At 57.9% G+C, this 15,295-nt stretch carries 8 protein-coding genes and 1 pseudogene; 5 read left to right on the top strand and 4 right to left on the bottom strand.

All coding sequences use genetic code 11. From position 1 onward, the window contains the following. Positions 1-598 precede the first annotated feature (598 nt). From ectB to GWG67_RS34680, 3 genes are all read right to left on the bottom strand, one after another. A complete protein-coding gene (gene ectB, locus GWG67_RS34690; RefSeq protein WP_275174109.1) occupies positions 599-1,861 on the bottom strand; it encodes a diaminobutyrate--2-oxoglutarate transaminase in 1,263 nt (420 codons plus the stop codon). Between the two features lie 991 nt (positions 1,862-2,852). Then, complete coding sequence (locus tag GWG67_RS34685) at positions 2,853-3,242, bottom strand: response regulator transcription factor (RefSeq protein ID WP_275174108.1); 390 nt, start codon at positions 3,240-3,242, stop codon at positions 2,853-2,855. Positions 3,243-3,332: 90 nt separating this feature from the next. Further along, positions 3,333-4,016 carry a response regulator transcription factor gene (locus GWG67_RS34680; RefSeq protein WP_275174106.1) on the bottom strand — a complete coding sequence of 228 codons (684 nt, stop codon included), beginning with the start codon at positions 4,014-4,016 and terminating at the stop codon, positions 3,333-3,335. Between the two features lie 1,966 nt (positions 4,017-5,982). Here GWG67_RS34680 and GWG67_RS34675 point away from each other — a divergent pair. From GWG67_RS34675 to GWG67_RS34655, 5 genes and pseudogenes are all read left to right on the top strand, one after another. Next, a complete protein-coding gene (locus tag GWG67_RS34675) occupies positions 5,983-11,544 on the top strand; it encodes an AAA family ATPase (protein WP_275174104.1) in 5,562 nt (1,853 codons plus the stop codon). A gap of 156 nt (positions 11,545-11,700) precedes the next feature. Beyond that, a pseudogene (locus GWG67_RS34670) lies at positions 11,701-11,856 on the top strand (transposase); the annotation flags it as partial. 236 nt (positions 11,857-12,092) lie between these two features. After that, positions 12,093-12,440, top strand: coding sequence for an IS66 family insertion sequence element accessory protein TnpB (gene tnpB / locus GWG67_RS34665; RefSeq protein ID WP_275174103.1), 348 nt, complete (start codon positions 12,093-12,095; stop codon positions 12,438-12,440). A 73-nt stretch (positions 12,441-12,513) separates the two neighbouring features. After that, positions 12,514-14,169, top strand: a complete 1,656-nt coding sequence (locus GWG67_RS34660) for an IS66 family transposase (RefSeq protein ID WP_275174102.1) — start codon at positions 12,514-12,516, stop codon at positions 14,167-14,169. After that, positions 14,169-14,462, top strand: coding sequence for a hypothetical protein (locus GWG67_RS34655; protein WP_148756540.1), 294 nt, complete (start codon positions 14,169-14,171; stop codon positions 14,460-14,462). Before GWG67_RS34660 ends, GWG67_RS34655 begins: the two co-directional genes overlap by 1 nt. Positions 14,463-14,820: 358 nt before the next feature. Here the strand turns inward: GWG67_RS34655 and GWG67_RS34650 are convergent. Then, positions 14,821-15,295 (bottom strand): hypothetical protein (locus GWG67_RS34650; RefSeq protein WP_275174100.1); only part of this gene is annotated, 475 nt, incomplete at its 5' end.

The raw sequence follows: 15,295 nt of genomic DNA, 5'->3' as shown, positions 1-15,295 counted from the left end.
TTGGCCCAGCATAGTTGGCATGCGGTCCATCACTTTCGCTTGACGCCGAGGTGCTCACGCCCACAGGGGCTTCCGGTAACGGAACGGCGAGCACGCCAACATTGGGATTACGGCACGTGCTACGGGCGTGCGCCGATAGCGGTGCTCTGCAGTTCTGGCGCAAAAGCCGAGGACCAACCGTTTTGATTGGGAGGCTTGTTCGGCTTCGTGTGACTGATGCCGTCAACCCGCGTGCCTTGACGACTTTCGTCGCGCCATCTCTTGGTGCAGCTCGTGGCTTGGTGTGCATCCGCGAAGGCCTTTAGTTGGATCGTACTCGCATGATGATTGATAGAGAGCCAGCTCCACTAGTGTCGTTCGCGATTGCGAGATTCTATGCTCAAGGGTGCTGCTCGCACTCACTGTCGTGGATCGAGGGCAGCAGCCGTTCTTCGCGCATCAGCCGACTCAGCGGATCACAGACAGAATCGGCGTTCAGGCGTCACCTCCATAATCGCGGCTTCAAAACTCCTGAACGTTTCGGCGGCAAGGAGGAGCTGGCGCTAGTGACTTGTGCGGCCATGCTGTTGCGCAACAGTTTGTCTCGTGTGCCTACAAATTAGCTTCCTCGGGCTGAATTCAACGTTTCGGTCAACGACTCCTCAAATATGTCTAGGCCTTGTCCCAACGTGTCTTGGTCGATCGTAAGTGCGGGCAAGAACTTCACAACCTGATCCGTCGCTCCGCATCGCTCGATAATTAAGCCCTTCTCAAACGCTTTATGTGACGTCGCCTCTGCGATCTGTGTCGTTTTGCAATCGAAGCCGCATACCATGCCTCGTCCACGAACAGCAAACTTGTTTCCGTACTGATGCACGATGGCATCGAGCCGACGCCGCATAAATGCGCCCAAGCGTTGGGCCTGGTGCGAGAACGTCTGGTTACGCCAATACAGGGTCAAGGCCGCTTTGCCAGAAACGAGTGCAAGATTGTTTCCTCGAAACGTTCCCGTGTGCTCGCCTGGTTCCCATGCGTCGATCGCTTCTTTGATCAACAGCATCGACAGCGGCAAGCCGTACCCACTCAGCGATTTCGACATCACAACAATGTCTGGCGACAAAGCAGCGAACTCAAAGCTGAAGAACTCGCCTGTACGACCACAGCCCATTTGGATATCGTCAACTATGAAAATAGCTCCGACCTCTTTTGCCAAAGCCTGAATTGACTGCAACCATTCCTTACCCGCGACGTTAATTCCTCCCTCTCCTTGCACGGTTTCGACGAGAATGGCGGCGGGAAGGTCAATACCACTGCTCTCGTCCACTAATACCTTTCGCACGTAATCCGCCGGACTGTCAGCGGAGCCAAGATACCCATCATACGGCATGAAAGTTGTGCCGGATAAGGGAATGCTGCTGGCGTTGCGGTAAAAGCGGTTACCGCTCGCAGCTAGGGCTCCCAAGCTGTGGCCGTGATATCCATTCGTGAAACAAATGACGTTGTGACGCCCTGTGATCTTACGCGAGAGCTTTAGGGCTGCTTCAACGGCGTTAGCTCCCGTAGGACCCGTAAATTGAAAGCGATAGGAAAGATTCCGTTCACGAAGGATGACAGAGCTAAAAGTCTCCATGAATTCGACCTTTGCTGGAGTGGCCATGTCCAAGCCGTGGACGACGCCGTCCGACTCCAGGTACTTGGTGATGGCTGCTTTGATCTCCTGATTGTTGTGGCCATAGTTTAGCGCTCCAGCGCCGGACAGAAAGTCAATGACCTTTCGGTCGCCCTCAGTGAACATGATCGAGCCGCGCGCCCGACTGAAGACAGCAGGAAAGGAACGTGAGTACGAGCGGACATTCGACTCGAGCGTTTCGACTGTTTTCATTCTGCGCGGCTCGTGTACTCCGACCATGTGATCGTCTCCTCAACAAGAAAAGCTGCCTGACGAACATGCGCGCGGCCAACATCGTACAAGAGAGTCGAACAGTCGTCTCCCGACGTCCTTTGGGTTGCGCGTAGCGCGTCCGAAAATCAGCTCCATTGATTTAGCTGAGAACCGTGCGGAACGAAGCTACTATGTCTAGTAGTATCTCCACGTCCAACGAACGCCACTGGCTAAGGTCGTCTTTCGCGGACAGGCTCTTGCTTAGCCGGCGCGCGAGGAATTGTCGCATGCCGTGCGGTAGCTTGCGTTAGAGATGAATCCTGAAAAAGAGAAAGACTGGACCTAACTTTCATGGTGACCCAAAAGGGTGCACTCCCGTCGGTAGCGAAGGCAGGGCTTGAGATCGCATCGATCAGGGGCATCAGTGTTAGGGCTGCAACGGATACGTAAGTTTCGGGTGCTTCGGCCCGCCGAAGGATACTGGGATGGAATGCTCCAATCTCGCGGTGCAAACTGTGGATCGCTCGCAAGTTCAACATGGCCTGCAGCCTTTTGTGATTGCAGCGATCGTCTTAAGGGCTGCGTGATTTCGCTGTGATTGGCGCGTCATCCTCCACAGACACCGGGGCCGGACTTTCTGTGGAGAATTCGCGAAAGCTCGGGTGAACCCTTTTCGGCGAGGTCCTGCCTGGCAAGCCGCTGCCGTGGTACTTTCGGCCTAAGCTCAGCATCGCCGTTAGTGCGCACCTTTGTTCGGGCGAGGAGGGCCTCTGCTCGTCTGATTACGCGATCATACAGGTGGCGTTGTTGTCAGGAGCCCTTGCAAGTGCTTCGATAAGAGGCCGAAAGCACAACAACAGAGACAGGAATGCGGCAAGGTGGAAAGGCCATGGTGCCACGGGCGCGAGATAAGCAGTGGCAGCGGCACATGGATCGATATCGCAAGCGCCGCGCGGGCGCGGTGTGGTGGAGACTGCTGCTTCCCCGTCTTTCACGCGTCCGTGCCGCCACGATGCTCGCGGAGCGCTTCATCGAGGCAGGTTATCAACTCCAGACCGGCAAAGGGTTTGGCGAAAAAGCCAGCTACACCGGCGCTCAACGCGCGGGCTCGCGTACGATCATCCGCGACGGCAGTAATCAGGATGAATGGCGCAGCGTGGCCCTGGGCCCGCATCTTTTCCAAAAGTTCAAAGCCGCTCATCGTGGGCATCTGCACGTCTGCAATGACACAGGACGTGTTCTTCAATTGAGACGACCGCAAGAACTCCTCAGCCGACGCAAACGTATGAACGACGTGGCCCTGCGATTTCAAAAGGTTGCTCAGTGCGGCACGAATCGAAGGATCGTCGTCGACAACGGAAACGGTTGAATACCTGGACAAGACACCCCGTTCTAGTTGGGCGAAGGCGGTGGCAGAAGCATGACAGCCAACCGAAGGGTGCGCGTGTTCGATGAAATTGTAAAATCATACTTAGGTTTGTACCGTGAAACGGTCGGTGCCAATTCCAAGCCTCTCACTCATCCTGATCAAATCGGCTAGCGATCGAGCGCCCATCTTCTTCATCACGTGCCCGCGATAGATTTTCACTGTAATCTCGGCGAGCCCGAGTTCCGCGGCTACCTGTTTGTTCAACAGGCCGGCGGCGACCAGTTTCAAGACATCCTGCTCTCGTGGACTTAGGGCCTCAAACAAGGACTGCAGCCTCCCGACGACCTTCTCTACACCCCGCCTCTTCCGATCCTGTTCGATAGCTGCGACTACGCCATCGAGCAGTTCCTGATCGCGAAATGGTTTGCTGAGAAAATCGATTGCTCCACTCTTCATGGCTTTGACGGTCATCGGAATATCGCCATGAGCGGTGATGAAAATGATGGGAATGTGAATCTTCAGTTTGGCTAACTCACTCTGGAGCTCAAGCCCGCTTGATCCTGGCAGCCTGATGTCAAGCACGAGGCAGCTAGGAACATCAGGAAGCTCGCTCTGGAGCAGTTCCTGGGCCGTTCCGTAAGCAACGACATCTAGACCAATCGAACGAAATAGGTTGACCAGGGATTCGCGCATCGAGAGGTCGTCGTCGACGACGAGGACGCTCGGCCTCACCTCCGGCCCTACAACATTTGCGGCTTCCTTCCGCGATTCAGAGCGCTTGGTCACGATAAGAGCCTCGTTTGTACGGTTTAAAGTAGAATAATCTCGTAACGACGACCGTTGATTGAGGTGCGCAGCCTTTGGCGCAGGCGAATCTTTGAGATTTTCGAGGTACGTGACTGGTTAGCCATTCGCACCCGACCCATTACAGGTAAGTCTAGCAAAAACCGCTTGAGTGGTCGAGAACAGCCTTTCGCGTCTATCCCCGGCGCGTTGGAGCGGCCCCGCGGCATCGATCAAATCGATGAACAGCCGGTCGAGAAGCACCTAATCCAGGACTTGAGGCGCTTGCTTTAGCACGGCGGCGCGTGTCGCCTGGCCTTCGCGAGTGGGGCCGCAGCGGACGACTCATTTTGCGGCTGAAGCATCAGAATGCCCGGCGCCTTGGTCGTTGAACGCCGGGGCGCGAGCTGAACGAATTGGCGCGATTGTGCTTGTGCACGCGCAGATCCCGTCGGCGTTGCGATCGGCAAGAGGCGTAAACTATCGCACCCGTACTAAGGAAAATAGAAACCAGAACGACTAGCAGCGGCATCAGGACATGAACACTTCTTTTCCGTCGTCAGAGCGCCTGTGAGTTGCGTCTTGGCGAGCTCGGGGAAAGCACCTTGCATCGGCTTCGTACAACCTGACGCAAGGTGCGATTCAAGTCCTTTCCGTCATCATGTTTGTAGGAATGCGCTCTAACTCACGCTGTTGGAGGGGCGCTCACGTTCGTTCGTCTCGTTGCTTCCTTCACCAGCAAAAGCCAGCTGCTTTGCTCTCCTGCATCAGCCAGACAATCGCTGATCCAGCGAAAGAATCATTCTCGTACCAGAATTGGCGGACATCACCGTGCCCGGAGTTGAAGATTAGCTCTTTGACCTACATAGGAACGGCAAAACGCGCCCCGAGCGGTCAACCTGAAGCCCTTGTCAGACCTGCCAGTAGCTCATCGATCCGCCAAGAGCATAGAGCCGAGGTAGGGTCATTAAAGGCGGCCCGACGCACTCCGTCGAGAAGAAAGCGCGCCGGGTTCGCCCCACATCGCCAGTACATCCGTGGTGATGCTGCCTCCAATGAAGCAACCAGCGTGGCAAAACTGAGGCTCGCTCAGCAAGGCAGAGTAGTAGTGACTCCCTGCGTCTTCGTACCTAGCGTACAGTGTACGCTCCTGGTGTAGATTTATCGAATTGGCAAAAGTCCGATCCGGCAAAGTTCTCGTCCGCAGAGGTTGAATAAATGTTGTCACAGTGAGCGCGGCGACAGAGGCGTTCCGCCGTCCTTCGTTTTGATTGCAATTATCTTCCGCTTTTGGGATAGCTTACGCCTTGCTTGAAGCGATTTAAGCAGCGAGATATCTCTCGGATCTATCGTCTCTCCCGTGAAGAGACAGACTTCGTAAGCTCGCGAGCTGAGTGCTACAACCCGACGTTAAGTGGGGTTCAAGGTCTTTTTTCGTCGCTCCGAGGCAGCGCTCCTGACAATTCGGCGTTCGGGAAAACGTAAGCTCTCGGGTAGCATAGCGATCAGCCCCGCGGCTATCCGTCCCAACAGATAAGAGCAGATTGCGAGTCCCGGCGGCTGACCAAGTTCCTTACGATTCTCCGCAAACCGTAACCGAGCGAGTTTTCTCCATATCCGCTTCGGCCACGGGGGCCTTAATTTGGGTGCGCCTGAGAACCGCGATCGTCGCCGAGACGATCAGTGGCAGCATACCTGACGCAGGACCTCATTGAGCAGTCCACATCGCACGATTCCCAAATACGCCCTAGTCGGGAACGCCGTTGCCAATGCTGTGCAGGCCCGCCTGCGCGCGGGATTGGGCTGGATCGACACGATCAGTCCGTGACGTATTGTGTAAGTCGCATCTTGGCTGCCGCGGTCCAGTCTTCGGCGGCCTTGATCGGTACTCGCCCCGTGCGAAGTCCCTTCACAAGCTCGCCCCATATGTGTCAGATTCTGGCTCAGTCCTTATTGACTGGGCGGGCAAATGCCGTGGGATTCCCTCAGCCGAACTCTGTTCGGCTCAAATGTCGACAGTGACATCCAGCCCCTGTGGGAGGACGGTGATCGCGCGTTCTGCCGTGCGTGGCGCCAGCAAATCCACGGCAGCAGGGCTGTCGTCCTTGTCGTGCGGCCCATGGCGGAACACCCAGCGACGCTCGACCGCCTCGCACATGAATGTGAGCTGAGGGAGGAGCTAGACGAGGCGTGGGCGGTGCGGCCGTTGGAACTCATCCGGGAAGCTGGTCGGACTATGCTGGTCCTGCAGGATCCATGCGGCGAGCCACTGTTAAATTTACTCGGGAGCCGCATGGAGCCCGAGCGCTTCCTGCGCCTCGCTGTTGGTATCACAAGGGCGGTGGGCAAGCTTCACCAGCGCGGCTTCGTGCACAAGGACCTGAAACCCGCTCACATTCTGGTCAATTGTCCTGACGAACAGGTCCGACTCACTGGGTTTGGTCTGGCTTCCCGACTTTCCCGCGAGCGCGTGCCGCCTGAGCCTGCCGAGTTCATCGCCGGCTCGCTGCCCTACATGGCGCCCGAACAGACCGGACGAATGAATCGCTCAGTCGACTGTCGAAGTGATCTCTATTCACTTGGCGTGACATTCTATCAGATGCTGACCGGCGCGCTGCCGTTCACGGGCTCAGATCCCTTGGAGTGGATCCACTGTCATATTGCAAGAAAAGCGACACCGCCTGTTGAAAAATCGCAAAACCTCCCGGAGCCAATCTCTCAGGTTGTGATGAAACTCCTCGCGAAAGCCGCCGAGGAACGCTACCAGACGGCCGCTGGCCTCGAGCACGATCTGCAACGCTGTCTGGCGGCATGGGCCAACCACGGTCGCATCGACACATTTGAGCTCGGCGCAGACGACACACCTGATCGGTTGCTCATCCCCGAGAAGCTCTATGGCAGAGCCCGCGACATCGATACCTTGCTTGGCTCTTTCGATCGCGCGGTGAAGAGCGGCGCGCCGAGATTGGTGCTGGTTGCCGGCTACTCCGGCATTGGTAAGTCCTCGCTTGTCCAGGAGCTACACAAAGTACTCGTGCCCTCGCGCGGACTGTTAGCATCAGGCAAATTCGAGCAACTGAAGCGCGATGTTCCCTATGCGACATTAGCACAGACCTTTCAGAGTCTTGTGCGTCCTCTTCTCAGCAAAAGTGAGGGCGAACTCGCGACCTGGCGGCAAGCGCTCCGGGAGGCGCTCGGCGCGAATGGGCGCCTGATGGTCGAATTGATCCCCGATCTGAGCCTGATCATTGGCGAGCAGCCCGCGCCAGCTGAGCTTCCACCCCGGCAAGCGCAAAATCGTTTCCAACTCGTGCTTCGCCGTTTTATCGGTGTTTTCGCCCGGCGAACCCATCCATTGGTGCTCTTCCTCGACGATTTGCAGTGGCACGATGCCGCAACGCTCGACCTGATTGAGGATCTTCTGACTCAGTCGGACCTGCACCTGCTGTTGATTGGAGCTTACCGCAGCAACGAAGTTGATGCAGGCCATCCACTGAAACGCAAGCTCGAGTCCATCAGGGTCGCCGACGTAAATCTCGAGGAGATCACGCTGTCGCCCCTCACTGCAGTCGATGTCGCGCAGTTGGTCGCGGATACCCTTCGCTGCGGACCAAAGCGCGCTGCCCCGCTTGCAAAGTTGCTGCATCAGAAGACGATGGGCAATCCGTTCTTCGCCATTCAATTCTTGTCCGAACTTGCCGAAGAGCAGCTGTTAACGTTCGATCACGAGCCGGGGCTCTGGCGTTGGGATCTCGAGCGCATTCACGCAAAAGCGTACACCGAGAACGTCGTCGATCTGATGCTCGGAAAGCTCATCCGGCTGCCCGAGGAAACGCAGAACGCGCTGCAACAGCTTGCCTGTTTCGGCAACATCGCCGGGACGGCGGAGCTTGCGATCGTGCTCGAAACCTCACACGAGCAGGTGCATGCGAGGCTTTGGCCGGCGATCCGGCAGGAACTGATCGCGCGCCACGGAACAGTCTACCGGTTTGTCCACGATCGCGTTCAAGAGGCGGCTTACTTGCTGGTGCCGGAATCCTCGCGCGCTCCTGCCCATTTGCGGATCGGTCGAATGCTTGCGGCACATGTCCCTGCGCACAAACGTGAGGAGGCTATCTTCGATGTTGTCAGTCAACTCAATCGAGGTGTCGCGCTCATCGCTTCCGGTCAGGAGCGAGAGCAGCTCGCGGAGTTTAATTTAATCGCAGGGCAGCGTGCCAGAGCGTCGGCGGCCTACGCCTCGGCACTGACATATTTCACCGTCGGTGCTGCGCTGCTCGCGCAGGATTCGTGGCAAAGGCGCCACGAACTCGCATTCGCACTGGAAACCAATCGGGCCGAATGTGAATGCTTGGTAGGCCGGCTGGAGGCTGCGGAGTGCCTCCTGTCTGCGCTGTCGAAGCGCGCTTTGAGCGCGCCCGAACGAGCGACGGTCGCATGTTTGCGGGTCGATCTTTACTTGACGCTCGGTCAGCACGGCCGAGCGGTGTTCATAGGTCTCGAATATCTTCGCGATGTCGGGATCGAGTGGTCGCGGCATCCGACGGACCAAGAAACACTAACCGAATATCAGCGGATGTGGTCACGTCTGCCGGACGCGATCGAGGAGCTTGCTGGTTTGCCTGAAATGACAGATCAGACCACGCTTGCCACGCTTTCCGTCTTGACGCGGATTCTTCCGCCCGCAGGTTTCACGGACGCCAATATATCCGCCCTGGTCATCTGCAGAGCCGTCAGCATCAGCCTCCAATACGGCAACACTGATGCGTCTTGTACCCACTACGCATGGCTGGGCCGAATCTCGGCCGGCCGCTTCGGTGACTACCAAGCGGCTGATAAATTTGGTCGTCTTGCGTGCGATCTGGTTGATCGCGGTGAGTTCTCTCGTTTTCGGGCTCCGGTCTATTTGGCGATGGGAGGCAACGTGATCCCGTGGACGAAGCCCCTGAGGGACGGACGAGTGTTGATCCGGCGAGCGCTCGAAGCTGCGAACAGCATCGGCGATTTCATCTATGAGGCGTACAGCTTGGTTCATCTAACCTCAAATATGTTGATGGCAGGAGATCCCCTGAAAGAGGTGCAGAATGAGATAGAGAAGAGCCTTGCTACGATACGGAACAAAAAGGTCAAGTTTGCTGCTGATGCCATGACTGCACAGCTCGCAATTATTAGAACCATGCGCGGCCTCACGCGCTCATTCGGTTCCTTCGATGATCAGCAATTTGACGAGCAGGACATCGAGCGATCATTTGAACGCAGTCCGGAGCTGTCACCGAGCGAAACCGTCTACTGGATCCGCAAACTTCAGGCGCGGTTTCTGGCCGGCGATTATCCTGCAGCTATTGCTGCTCGCTCGAAGGCAGAGCCCCGATTGTGGACCATCCCGACAGAGTCCTTGATCGCGGAGTTTCACTTCTATGGCGCGCTGTCTCTCTCCTGTTACTGCGAGAGGCTGTGTGAAAGCGAACAACAGCAACATCGAGAAATGATTGATGCCCATCACAGGCAGCTGCAGATATGGGCCACAAATTGCCCCGAAAACTTTGACAATCGGGCTTCCTTGGTCGGGGCTGAAATTGCGAGGCTGGAATGCCGGGATGCAGACGCAATGCGGCTGTACGAACACTCAATCCAGACCGCAGGACGTAACGGTTTCGCCCATCACGAGGGGGTCGCTTGTGAACTTGCAGCGCGCTTTTATGCAGCGCGCGGCTTTGACAGGATCTCCCGGGTTTACCTGCAGGACGCCCGGCATGGCTACCTTCGTTGGGGAGCAGATGGTAAGGTGCGTCAACTCGACGAGCTGAATCCCCATCTCAACCATGAGGAGACCACTCTTGCCGTGAATGGCATGAGGATCGGAGCTCCGGTTGAGCATCTTGATCTGGCGACGGTGACAAAAGTGTCGCAGGCCATTTCCGGCGAGATTGTGCTTCAAAAGCTCATCGACACGCTTTTGCGGACTGCCATTGAGCAGGCTGGCGCCGAGCGAGGTTTGTTGATTCTGCTGGATGGGGACGAGCCACGGATCGAGGCGGAAGCTACAACGGTAGCGGATGCGCTGCTTGTAAAGGTAGGTGAACAGCCCGTGACTCCGATGGCTCTTCCCGAGTGCGTGCTGCATTTCGTCCTACGTGTCCGCGAAAACGTCATTCTCGAAGATGCTGCCGCCCAGCCTTCATTTGCGGAAGACCCGTATATCCGCGAGCGCAAATCGCGTTCTATTCTTTGCCTGCCACTGATCACGCAAGGCAAGCTGATCGGCGTACTTTATCTGGAGAATAATCTCGCCCCGCGCATATTCTCGACTGCGCGCAACTCGGTGTTAAAAATGCTTGCCTCTCAAGCTGCAACAGCGCTGGAAAACAGTCGGTTGTACAGCGAAGTGCAGCAACGGGAGGCGAAAATCCGACGCTTACTCGACGCTAACGTCGTCGGAATCTTTATCATCCGCAAAGGGGGCGAGATCATCGAGGCAAATCAAGCCTTCCTCACGATGGTTGGATACGACCAAAGCGATCTTCTCGCAGGGCGAGTGAACGGTCTCGACCTGACGCCTCCAGAATGGCACGAGCGCACAATGGATGCTCGGACAGAAGCAAAAAGGACCGGAGCTGTTCAGCAGTTCGAGAAAGAGTATATTCGGAAGGATGGCAGCCGCGTGCCGGTGCTAATTGGCCTCGCCGTATTCGATGAGCGACAGGACCACGGTGTTGGCTTCGTCCTCGATCTGACAGAGCGAAAGAAAGTGGAAGCGGAAGCCCGTGAAAGCGAACGACGTTATCGCGAAACTCTGATGGGCCTTGCACACGCTAATCGGATCACGACAATGGGACAGCTGGCCGCCTCGATCGCCCATGAGGTGAACCAGCCGATTGCGGCGATCAGCAGCAATGCGGGGGCAGGGCTAAATTGGCTCGGTGCTCACCCCCCAAATCTGGAAGAGGTTCGGCAGACCTTCGGTTTGATTGTCCGTGACAGTATGCGCGCGGGGAATGTGATTCGCCGGATCCGCGCTCTTATGAATAAGGCTCCGATACAAACGGAGCTTCTTGCAATTGACGAAGTGATCTTAGAGGTGCTGGCCCTAGTTGGCGCGGAACTCGCAAAACATGAAGTGTGGGTGCGAACCCGACGGCCTGAGGCGTTGCCGCTCGTTCGAGCAGATCGCGTTCAGGTGCGGCAGGTGATCCTCAATCTGATCACGAACGCCATCGAGGCAATGAGCCAGATCAACGAAGGCGAGCGCGAATTACTGATCGCTACGCGGACTGACGGCTCGAATAATGTAGTGGTCGCTTTTCGGGATACGGGTCCAGGACTCGATCCAAACAGCGCAGAGCGCGTGTTCGAGGCGTTTTACACCACCAAATCCGAAGGCATGGGCATGGGGCTGGCCATTTGCCATTCTATTATTGAGGCGCACGGGGGCCGAATGTGGGCGGGCGCCAATGATCCTCGCGGAGCCGTCTTTCAGTTCAGCATGCCCGTTGCGCCGGAGGGCGTGGATCGGGCGGAACAGGTCTCTTGAGCGTCTGAGGTCGAGTGGGTCGTCGAGCAGAGGGGCTCCGGGAGCTCCGGTCATCATGACAGAAGTAAGGTATCCCTCCGGCGGCGGCCGCCTTGTGTAGTTTGAGAGGCGGGCCGAGGATTTGACCTTAAGTCTAGCTTTAAGGTCACGTGGCGAATGCAGGTCAATGTGCTGGGCGCCGAGCGTCGGCGGCGATGGAGTTACGACGAGAAGGTTCGCCTGGTCGAAGAGACCTTGCAGGCTGGCGAGACGGTCTGCGGCGTCGCGCGCCGGCATGGGGTGGCTCATAGCCTGCTGTTTACGTGGCGTCGACAAGCGCGCCAGGGTCGACTGGGCGGAGATGCCGCGCCTGCTCTTGTTCCCGTCGAGATCACACCTGTGGCGGCTCCGATCTCGAACGGCGTGCCGCAACCGCCGTCTTCACCGCCTGCGCAGCGTGCAAGGGCTGGAATCATCGAGATCGAGCTTGGCGGCGGCTGTCGCGTTCGCGTTGACCGCGACGTGGACGTTGAGGCGCTGCAGCGAGTTCTTGAACTCCTGCGGCGACGATGATCCCGATTCCGAGCGGCGTCAGGGTTTGGATCGCCACTGGCCACACCGATATGCGTCGTGGCATGCGAAGCCTTGCTCTAACAGTTCAGGAGAGCCTGAAGCGCGATCCCCACGCTGGCGATCTCTACATCTTCCGTGGCCGCCGCGGTGATCTGGTCAAGATTCTCTGGCATGACGGGTTGGGCCTGTCGCTCTACGCCAAGCGCCTGGACCGCGGAAAGTTCATCTGGCCCTCGGCATCGGCCGGCGCGATATCGATCTCAGTGGCGCAAATGGCTTACATGCTTGAGGGCATCGACTGGAGGAATCCCCAACTAAGCTGGCGGCCGCAGAGCGCAGGCTGAGCAGAATAATCTGCAGCCTTTTTTTGCATTTTGGGGAGTCACATCGCGTCCAATCTGTGATTCACTGCGTCGCATGAATGCTAATCGCGACGCTGCTCCGGATGACATTGCCGCCCTGAAGGAGGCGCTGACTGTCGAGCGCGCGAAGGGTTTGGAGATCGCCGCTGAACTCGCGGTCGCCCGCGCGAAAGCGTCGGAAGACGAGGCGCTGATTGCCCAGCAGAAGCTGCAGATCGCCAAGCTAAAGCAACAGATCTACGGACAGCGGTCGGAGCGTTCTTCGCGCCTGATCGAGCAGTTGGCGCTGACATTCGAAGAGCTGGAGGCCGATGCCACCGAGGACGAGCTTGCGGCAGAACGAGCCGTGGCCAAGACGACGACAGTGCGCGGATTTACGCGCAAGCGCCCCGAGCGTCAGACGTTCCCCGAGCATCTGCCACGCGAGCGGGTGGTGATTGATCCGCCGACAGCTTGTGAATGCTGCGGCAGCAACCGTCTGCGCAAGCTCGGCGAGGACGTGACGCGGACGCTGGAAGTGGTGCCGCGCCAGTGGAAGGTGATCGAGACGGTGCGGGAGAAGTTCTCCTGCCGTGACTGCGAGAAGATCAGCCAGCCACCGGCGCCGTTCCACGCCATCGCCAGGGGGTGGGTCGGCCCAAGCCTCTTGGCCATGATCGTGTTCGAGAAGTTCGGTCAGCATCAGCCCTTGAACCGTCAGGCCGAGCGCTACGCTCTGGAAGGCGTGCCAATCGCGCTGTCGACCATGGCAGACGCCGTAGGGGCGTGCTGCACGGTGTTGGAGCCGCTGTCGCGGCTCTTGGAAGCCCACGTCATGGCAGCCGAACGCCTCCATGGCGACGACACCACCGTGCCCGTGCTGGCCTTGGGCAAGTGCGATGTCGCTCGATGCTGGGTCTATGTGAAGGACGACCGCCCCTTCGGCGGCTCAGATCCGCCGGCGGCGATGTTTTATTACTCGCGCGATCGAAGTGGTGAGCATCCGCAGGCGCATCTGGCCAACTACACCGGGATCCTCCAGGCCGACGCCTTCGGCGGATACATCAAGCTCTACGAGCCCGCGCGAAGTGCTGGGCTGATCAGGGAAGCGGCCTGTTGGGTCCATGCCCGGCGCCCGTTCTTCGCCATGGCGGATCTTGAGGAGAACGCGCGGCGCAAAGCGGCCGGAAAGAAGGAGATCGTCATCTCGCCCGTCGCCATGGAGATCGTGCGCCGCATCGACGCTCTGTTCGAGATCGAGCGCTCTATCAATGGCCAAAACGCCGACCAACGAAAGGCTGTTCGCCAGGCGCAGAGCGCGCCGCTCGTCGCCGATCTGGAAGCCTATATGCGCGAGCAGTGCGCGAAGCTCTCCCGCGGTCACGATCTGGCCAAGGCCATGAACTATATGTTCAAGCGCTGGGCCTCCTTCACGCGCTTCCTCGACGATGGCCGCGTCTGCCTCTCGAACAATGCCGCCGAAAGAGCGCTGCGCGGCATCGCATTGGGCAGAAAGTCGTGGTTATTCTGTGGATCCGACCGCGGAGGGCGCCGAGCCGCCGCCATGTATAGCGTCATCGTCTCTGCCAAGATGAACGCAGTTGACCCTCAGGCCTGGCTCGCCGATGTACTCGCTCGCATCGCCACCCACCCCGCCCACAGGCTCGATGAGCTGCTGCCCTGGAACTGGAAGACTGCGCAACAGCAAGGCCTTGCGGCGCAGGCGGCTTGATGGGGCACGTCAACAAAGTCAGCCACGTGTTCACTCTCAGCCATGTCGCTGAGATGCTCGGTGAAGACGAGGAATGGCTGTTCGAGGTCGCCGAAGAAATGGACACCGAGGATGGCCAGCTATGGGTCGTCGGCGTCGGTGAAGACGGGGTGATGGCGTTCACCGATGACGGGATCGAGAACCTCAAGGAGCTGATCGCAATCCACAAGGACACCCCCAGCATCATCGAAAAACGCCGCCAAGCGCTCGCTGCGATGATGAAGCCGAAGACCGAAGAGTCCGACGAGATCTAAACCGCTAACCGAACAGATCAACGCGCTTGCGGCCTACAGCGCATGGTTACGAAGTAAGCTGCGCGACCTCGATAATTTGAGACATTCGCGTTTCTTGCTGCCCGGCGGGAGTGTTGGCGCGACGGCTAATTGTGACGAACTGTCAGAAAATCTGCAACTCGACCGCAATGTCAGATTCCAGACGCTCGCTGGCTCTTTGCAAATCTCTAGAGAATTGCAAGCCATCAAGCGCAATCAAACGAAACCTGCAGGCGCAGTGTTCGAGATGGGACGGCAATCCTCATTCAAAGCATCGTTGTTTGAGCCGGAAGGACGATATCAATCCGGAAAGTAGTTTTTAGTTGCATGCAACCCTCGCCTAAGCTTGAGCAGAGCTTCGGAGGCAAATCAGGTTATCCCAGTCGCAAGAGTCCGTGCTGAACTGGTTGGGAAGGGGGTGCTTTGACAATAAAGAGCCGGCGCCGCGCTCGTAATCCGATCTCAATGCAAAGCATTGCTGCGATGCGGTGCGAACCATTCCATGGGCCGCTACTGGTGCATCGTTTTTTTCTGCGAAGTTCGCCCCGTAGCTGGACGCCACGGCTGCCGCTCGCGATAGACGGCGCGCGTTCAATGGCATCATGCACTCTTCTGTGATGCGTAAGGCACCTGACGCGAGCAGAAACCCCACCGCCGCCAGCACGTCGTTGGGCTCATGGAGATCAGTTGCGGAATCCGAGGCAAAGCGGCCACCGATTCCGACGGAAGGCGGCCAGCGATTCCGATCGAAAGCGGCCACCCAATCCGAACGAAGGCGGCCACCCTGTTGATAGGGTGAGACGGGGGGCGTTGTC

Origin of the sequence: Bradyrhizobium sp. CSS354, from assembly GCF_029051725.1 — a bacterium.
Taxonomy (GTDB): Bacteria; Pseudomonadota; Alphaproteobacteria; order Rhizobiales; family Xanthobacteraceae; genus Bradyrhizobium.
The sequence above is the reverse complement of the archived record's forward strand: the minus strand, read 5'-3'. Positions and strand labels throughout refer to the sequence as shown.

Bases quoted from the DNA above. Each gene is read 5' to 3' on its own strand.
- ectB (WP_275174109.1), bottom strand. From the start codon at position 1,861: ATGAAAACAGTCGAAACGCTCGAGTCGAATGTCCGCTCGTACTCACGT.
- GWG67_RS34675 (WP_275174104.1), top strand. From the start codon at position 5,983: ATGCCGTGGGATTCCCTCAGCCGAACTCTGTTCGGCTCAAATGTCGAC.
- tnpB (WP_275174103.1), top strand. From the start codon at position 12,093: ATGATCCCGATTCCGAGCGGCGTCAGGGTTTGGATCGCCACTGGCCAC.
- GWG67_RS34660 (WP_275174102.1), top strand. From the start codon at position 12,514: ATGAATGCTAATCGCGACGCTGCTCCGGATGACATTGCCGCCCTGAAG.
- GWG67_RS34655 (WP_148756540.1), top strand. From the start codon at position 14,169: ATGGGGCACGTCAACAAAGTCAGCCACGTGTTCACTCTCAGCCATGTC.